General features: G+C 34.7%; 7 protein-coding genes. 4 read left to right on the top strand and 3 right to left on the bottom strand.

Annotation, left to right across the window (positions count from 1 at the left end):
• The 4 genes from U0839_RS08270 to U0839_RS08255 all read left to right on the top strand — a co-directional run.
• A partial coding sequence (locus U0839_RS08270; RefSeq protein WP_413550460.1) for a LysR family transcriptional regulator occupies positions 1-882 on the top strand: 882 nt, incomplete at its 5' end.
• Between the two features lie 255 nt (positions 883-1,137).
• The gene (locus U0839_RS08265; RefSeq protein ID WP_155564756.1) at positions 1,138-2,106 is read left to right on the top strand and encodes a quinone oxidoreductase family protein; all 969 of its coding nucleotides are present in this window, start codon (positions 1,138-1,140) and stop codon (positions 2,104-2,106) included.
• A gap of 57 nt (positions 2,107-2,163) precedes the next feature.
• A complete protein-coding gene (locus U0839_RS08260) occupies positions 2,164-2,943 on the top strand; it encodes a glucose 1-dehydrogenase (RefSeq protein ID WP_155564755.1) in 780 nt (259 codons plus the stop codon).
• 153 nt (positions 2,944-3,096) lie between these two features.
• A complete protein-coding gene (locus U0839_RS08255; RefSeq protein ID WP_155564754.1) occupies positions 3,097-3,312 on the top strand; it encodes an SDR family NAD(P)-dependent oxidoreductase in 216 nt (71 codons plus the stop codon).
• A 212-nt stretch (positions 3,313-3,524) separates the two neighbouring features.
• Here the strand turns inward: U0839_RS08255 and U0839_RS08250 are convergent, their stop codons facing one another.
• The 3 genes from U0839_RS08250 to U0839_RS08240 all read right to left on the bottom strand — a co-directional run.
• Positions 3,525-4,844, bottom strand: coding sequence for an MFS transporter (locus tag U0839_RS08250; protein ID WP_155564752.1), 1,320 nt, complete (start codon positions 4,842-4,844; stop codon positions 3,525-3,527).
• Positions 4,845-5,035: 191 nt separating this feature from the next.
• Positions 5,036-5,308: a hypothetical protein gene (locus U0839_RS08245; RefSeq protein WP_110439221.1), complete on the bottom strand. Its 273-nt coding sequence runs from the start codon at positions 5,306-5,308 to the stop codon at positions 5,036-5,038.
• A gap of 64 nt (positions 5,309-5,372) precedes the next feature.
• The coding region (locus U0839_RS08240; protein WP_413550459.1) for a SemiSWEET family transporter at positions 5,373-5,564 on the bottom strand (192 nt) is incomplete at its 5' end.

Genomic DNA, 5,564 nt, shown 5'->3' with positions numbered 1-5,564 from the left:
ACACTTAATGCATTGCAATCATTTTTGGCCGTAGCACGAAATAAAAGCTTTACAAAAGCTGCAGCTGAATTAGGAATAACTCCATCAGCTTTAAGCCATATAATCAAAGATCTTGAAGAACAACTTGGTTTACGATTACTCGCCAGAACGACACGCAATGTTTCTCCAACCAAAATTGGTGAACAATTAATAACATCGGTTGGATTTCATTTAAATCAAATAAATTTGGAACTTGAAAAGCTCAATGAATTACGTGGTAAACCAGTAGGTACTATAAGAATAACTTGTACTGATGATTCTATTGAAATGTGTCTAAGACCTCTTTTAAAAGATTTTTTTATACAATACCCTGATATTATCTTAGAATTACATATCAATTATGAATTTATAAATATTATAGAACATAAATTTGATGCCGGTATTCGTCTTGTAAATTCCATAGACAAAGATATGATTGCTGTTCGTATAGGAACCAATTGGCGCATGGCTGTAGTCGGGTCTCCTGATTATTTTCAACAAAATTCATTTCCAACAACCCCATATGAATTGATCCATCATAAATGCATCAATATTCGACATAATAATTCCGGAAACATTTATGCCTGGGAATTCAGAAAACATAATGAAAAATTCACGGTCAAAGTTAATGGGCCTCTCATTTTAAATAGCAGTTTACAAATGTTGAATAGTGCCCTTGATGGAATAGGTTTGGCCTTTATTCCCCAACCACTTGCTGCACCTTATTTACACAATGGTCAATTACAAGAGACATTGAATGATTGGTGCCCTGTTTTCCAAGGATTTCACCTATATTATCCCAATCGTAGAAATATGTCGTTAGCCTTTTCTAATTTTATCCAAGCTATTCGATATAGAGATTAAATCAATTTCTATTAACAGTTTACTTGAAAAATTTGAATCAATATCAAGAAATTCATACAGATGATCTTGAAATTCAATATTTTTATTTGTGATTTTTTCTCATAACCACATAAAATTTATTAAATCTAATCACGTTAATCTATTCCCTTTATAATTAAATCCATCCGCAATTTTTAAATCATCCATTCTATTGATTTTATTAAAAAATCTACGACACGAATTGAAAATACATTTACAAATCTAGGAATACAGATAATGAAAGCCATACAAATTCATAATTATGGTGATCCAAATGTTTTAAATTATGAAGAGATACCTATTATTCACCCCAAAGCTGGAGAGGTTCTTATCCGTAATCGAGCAATTGGAGTCAATTTTGTCGATATTTATTTAAGAAAAGGGATTTTCAATACACCACTTCCATTTATTCCAGGTAAAGAGGGGGCTGGCGATATTATTGCCATTGGTGAGGGAGTAAAAGATTTTTCTGTTGGGGATCGAGTAGCTTATATCGAAACCTTGGGTGCTTATGCAGAACAAACAATTGTTCCTGTACATTTTCTTGTACCCTTGCCTGATAACATCTCTTATGAAACCGCAGCCGCATCCTTACTCAAAGGATTAACAGCCCGGTTTTTAATCCGACAAACCTTTCAAGTTAAGGCCAACCATATTCTTTTAGTGCATGCGGCGGCAGGTGGTGTTGGACGTATCCTTACACAATGGGCCAAACATCTTGGAGCAATTATTATCGGTACCGTTGGTTCTTCGGAAAAAATCAGAATTGCCAAACAAAATGGTTGTGACTATGTAATAAACTATAATGAATGTGATTTTGTGACACAAGTTAAAACCATCACTCATGGTCAGGGATGTCATGTTGTTTATGATAGTATTGGTAAAAAAACCTTTCCTGGTTCACTGGATTGCCTGCGTCCTTTTGGTTGTTTTGTTAGTTTTGGCTTTTCTTCAGGACTTATTCCGCCTTTTGATATTCTAACTTTATTAGAAAAAGGATCGCTTTATGCAACTTGGCCTGGCTTAACAACATATCTTTCCAAACGTTCCGACGTGCTTTCCATGAGTAAAGAGTTTTTTGATATTGTTTCGAATAATATTGTAAAAATTCAATCACCTTTTCAGTTATCTTTGGCACACGCTGCTGAAGCCCATCAGCGACTTGAATCACGCAAACTCACAAAAGCCACTGTACTGATTCCCTAAACAAAAGAATAAATAATAATTTTCATTAAATTGCTACTAGGAAAAAGGAATTAAAAAATGACTATAAATCAAAATAAACGTTTTACTGATAAAGTTGCCTTTATTACAGGTGCAGCAGGAGGTATTGGTAAGGCCACAGCCCTTGCTTTTGCAAGAGAAGGAGCAAATATAATTTTAGTGGATCTGGACGAATTTAGGTTGGAGGAAACCGTAAACCTTATTGAAAAAATTGGGCAACATGCCTTGGCTATTACTGCTGATGTAAGAAATAGCAAACAGATAAAAAATACTGTCGATCGTGCAGTTGCCACGTTTGGTCATATTGATCTAGCATTTAATAATGCTGGTGTTGAACAACCTGTTGGACCGATTGGTGAAGTTACAGAAGACGATTGGTACCATTATATTAATATAAACCTAAATGGTGTTTTCTTATGTATGAAATATCTTATTCCAGTTATGCTTAGGAATGATGGGGGATCAATCGTTAATACTTCTTCCAGTGCAGGCATTATTGGTATTAAAGGGCAAGCTGCTTATGCCGCGACTAAATTTGGTATTATCGGTCTTACCAAATGTGCCGCACTTGATTATGCAAAATCAAACATTCGGATCAATGCCATTTGTCCTGGTATTATTGACACGCCAATGATTGAGCGATTCAGTGGTGGTACGCCTGAAGGAAAAGCTCGTGTAATTGCTCAAGAACCTATTGGCCGTCTTGGTAGACCTGAGGAAATCGCTGCTGCTGTATTATGGCTTAGTTCCAAAGAAGCTGCCTTTACTACTGGTCATGCCATGATTGTGGATGGTGGTCAGACTATTGGTATCAATTAAATATAATTGATTTTGTAAATCCTTATTTATAAAATCAAATAAAAATAAACTAAAACACTATTATATTGCCTATAAATAAAATATCTATTTCAAAAAAAGGTAGTTTTACGAAACTCAAAGGCAAAACAGCCACTATTACAGGAACAAGTAGCGGTGTCAGTAAAAAAAGAAGATATACAACAAATTCTGTCAACCACTTTCCAAAACCTTAATAAAGTTGATATTTTATTTAATGGCACAGGAATTTTTGACATGCGACCTTTATTGGATGAATCATGGGATGTCTTTGATCAATTATTTACCGTTAATGTAAAAGAATCATTTTTTTCTTATGCAAACTGTTGCCAAACAAATGGTAGAACAAAATGAAGATGGAAAAATTATCAATCTGTCATTTCAGGCTGCTCCCCCTGGGACGAATGGAATTGCCAGAAAATTTTATGGGAGCGACCTTATTTCTGGCATCTTCTGACTCAAATTATATATCTGGCCAGACATTAAATATTGATAACGAGAATTATATAAATTAATTACAAAAACTGTCAAAATAAATATTACTGACAGTTTTGTTTTATCATAATCTAATTTTCCAAAATAATCTGATCATATTCTGGTTCAGTTCCATTTTCTTGAAATTTGACTCTTTCCTCTTTTGAAGGCTGTTTCACTTTAATCAATAACGTTAATAAGGCGGCAAAAACATATAGTCCCATATAAATTCCGATTGCTCCCCCAACCCCCAAGAAAGGTACCGCTGTAGTGGCAATAGCCGGACCAAGAAAATTGCTCAATCCGGCTGACAAATTATATATTGAAACAGCCGCCCCTTTATGATGCGGTTCCAGAGTTGTAAAAATAGCAGTCATAGGCATAAAAGAAGCAACCGTAATTCCAAACAAAGTTGCCGGTATCATTGCCATCCAAATATTATGACCATATGTTATTGGAATGTAATAAAAACTGAAACAGGCAAAAACACCACCAATACAACCAACCCAGCGTAATTGCCGTAACCAACCAATATAATCTGCCAAAATACCCCATAAAATATTTGTAAAAATCGTAACAAACAAAAATAGTGTCCAGATATTTTGCCATTCAGTTTTAGAAAATCCCAATCCATGATCCTGGGATGTTTTTCCAACTAAAAACCAAGGCATTACAACAGAAAATCCAAATAAAGGTGTCGTATTAATGATACGAACCAGCGCAGCCATAAATATATTCTTGTTTCTGAATAAGATGGTAATTGCCTGACCTAATTCAGCTGTTTTCTCTTTAAAAGTCAGATTGGCTTTTTCCTTGTTGGTCCTTGCATTATGCAACGTAATTAATGCAATCAGTCCACCGACAATAACCCAACCCAGAGACATCCATAAAGTATTGTATTCCCCAATCACCGGATTTATAAATCCTGGCAAAAAACCACCTATAACACCAAACCCAACAGAATATGCCGCCCAAAACCATCCCATTGCATTAGAAATTTGCAATTTATCAACATTGTAAATAACAAGCACAACAAAAGAATATAGAAACAAAGGATAGCCAAGTCCTCGAATGCCATAAAAAATCACCATCATCCAATAATTGTGATAGGTGAGGCCAAATATCATGAAGAATATATGCATGGCTGCCCAAATGGCAAATCCTGCAAACATCGCTTTTTGTGGAGTAATAATTTCCGCAACAACCCCAGAACACCATGCGGACAAGGCAACCATTAACCCATAGACAGTAAAGACAAAACCTGACTGTGCTTCAGAAAATCCTATATCAGTTATATATTTCGATAAAAAAGCGGCCTCAAATCCATCCCCGGCCATAAATATCGCAATTGCAATATATCCCCAAATCAAAGGAACCATCATAAAACCAAATAAAGGCTTTTCTGTATTCATAAAAATAATCCTTTATCCATAAGGTTAAAGAATTATTATCAATTCAATTTATTGTTATTATAGATTTACTTTCGTAATTTTCCATATATATTTGCCAATACTTTTTTATAATAATTTTAATATTTAAACGTTATATTGCTTTGCTGTTTAATAGATATACAAAGCAATATAATCAAGAATTCATGTGATGATCAGAATTGTATTGCAGTTATACAAGCAATCGCACCAAAAACAATACCTGGAGCGTTTGAGATTGCCACGGGCCAGTCTTTGATTTTAACAGCGTACCAAACCCATAATGCACCATTTACAGCAGCCACAGCCGGTTGATAAGGAGGTGTAATTTGACCATGAAGATTATCAATAATCTGAAAAACATATGAAACATACATACAACATGCTGTTATGGTGGCTATCCAACCCACAATATGAATGTATTTGGGAATTTGATCTTTTTCTAACATTTTTATTCTTTACCTTAGAATTATTGCAAGTTTTCTATTACGAAAATTAGTTCGAAAAATTATTTTATTGATAAAACAATGCAGTAATCGCAGCGATAATTCCAAATAAAATTCCAGGAGCATTCGCGATCGCTACGGGCCAGTTTTTGACACGTACAGCATACCATACCCACAGTATACAGTTTAAGGCAGCCACAGCGGGCTGATAAGGTGGAGTTGGATGACCATTAAGATTATTGATAATTTGAGGAATATA

It is taken from the genome of Commensalibacter sp. A3DC (assembly GCF_047307945.1).
Taxonomy (GTDB): Bacteria; Pseudomonadota; Alphaproteobacteria; order Acetobacterales; family Acetobacteraceae; genus Commensalibacter; species Commensalibacter melissae.
The sequence above is the reverse complement of the archived record's forward strand: the minus strand, read 5'-3'. Positions and strand labels throughout refer to the sequence as shown.